The sequence below is a fragment of the Methylorubrum podarium genome (assembly GCF_022179745.1).
In the GTDB taxonomy this organism is placed as follows: domain Bacteria; phylum Pseudomonadota; class Alphaproteobacteria; order Rhizobiales; family Beijerinckiaceae; genus Methylobacterium; species Methylobacterium podarium.
In genome coordinates, this window is sequence record NZ_BPRD01000466.1 from 1 (window position 1) to 1029 (window position 1029).

Annotated in this window: 2 pseudogenes; one reads left to right on the forward strand and one right to left on the reverse strand. The window is 72.3% G+C overall.

From position 1 onward, the window contains the following. Positions 1-481, forward strand: a pseudogene (locus tag MFF42_RS20880) (hypothetical protein); the annotation flags it as partial. 275 nt (positions 482-756) lie between these two features. Here MFF42_RS20880 and MFF42_RS20885 read toward each other — a convergent pair. After that, positions 757-1029, reverse strand: a pseudogene (locus MFF42_RS20885) (sensor histidine kinase); the annotation flags it as partial.

The following is a 1029-nucleotide window of genomic DNA, read 5'->3' on the forward strand; positions in this document are numbered from 1 at the left end:
CGCGCCGCCGCGGGCGAGCGACGACGACCTGTTCCGGGCCGCCGAACCCGCAGCCGCGCCGGCCTTTCCCGAGCCCGAGCCGGTGACGCTCCCCGATCCCGTCGCGGACGAGAAGGACGAGGAGCGGGTCGAGGTCCAGTCCCCCGCCGTCGAACCGGTCGGCTTGCGCTCCTTCCTCGACGAGCCGGCGCCCACCCCGGCACCCGAGGCGCCGACGGCAGCGATCGAACCGACGCTCGAGCCGGAACCCGCCGCGCCGGCACCGCAGGAGCCGGTGCCCCCGGAAGCCGAGCCGGAGCCTGCCGCCTCCGAGGAACGGCACGCCGTCGGCTCCTACGCGTCCGGCGCCAACACCTACGTGATGTTCTCCGACGGCTCGATCGAGGCGGATACGCCGCGCGGCCGCTTCACCTTCGGCTCGCTCGACGAGTTGAAGAGCTTCGTGAATGCCGGGGGCGAGGAGGCTCGCGGCGCCGCCTGAGGGCGGCTCGCGGCCCGTCTCCCTGAGGCCGGAGGCTTAACCGGCCCGTCACGCGAGAGCGGACAGGGCTTTCGCAGTCTCTTCCGCTCGATCGCTTCGGTCTCTCCTCCGTCATCGCGAGGCGTAGCCGTGGCAATCCAGGGCGCGACATCTCCGAAAAGGTCGCGCGCTGGATCGCTTCGCTCACGCTCGCGATGACGGAGGAGAAGCGAAACCTCGGGAATGACGATCGACATCGGCCTTCCGGCCATGGAGCGGCAACGTACGTCCGCCCCTCACGCCAGCGGGTTGAGCGCCGGGTTGCGCTCTGGCAGCGGCGCGGCCAGCGTCAGATGGAACCCTTCCGGCGCGTAATCCGTCGTGATCTGCGCCTGGACCTGCGTGGTCAGCACCCGCTGCAGCAGGCGTGAGCCGAAGCCCTGGCGGGTCGGCGGGGCGACCGGGGGACCGCCGCTCTCGCGCCAGTCGAGATGCAGCACGCCGGCCTCGACCCTCCAGGCGATGACGACCCGTCCCCGGCCCGTCGAGAGGGCGCCGTACTTGGCGGC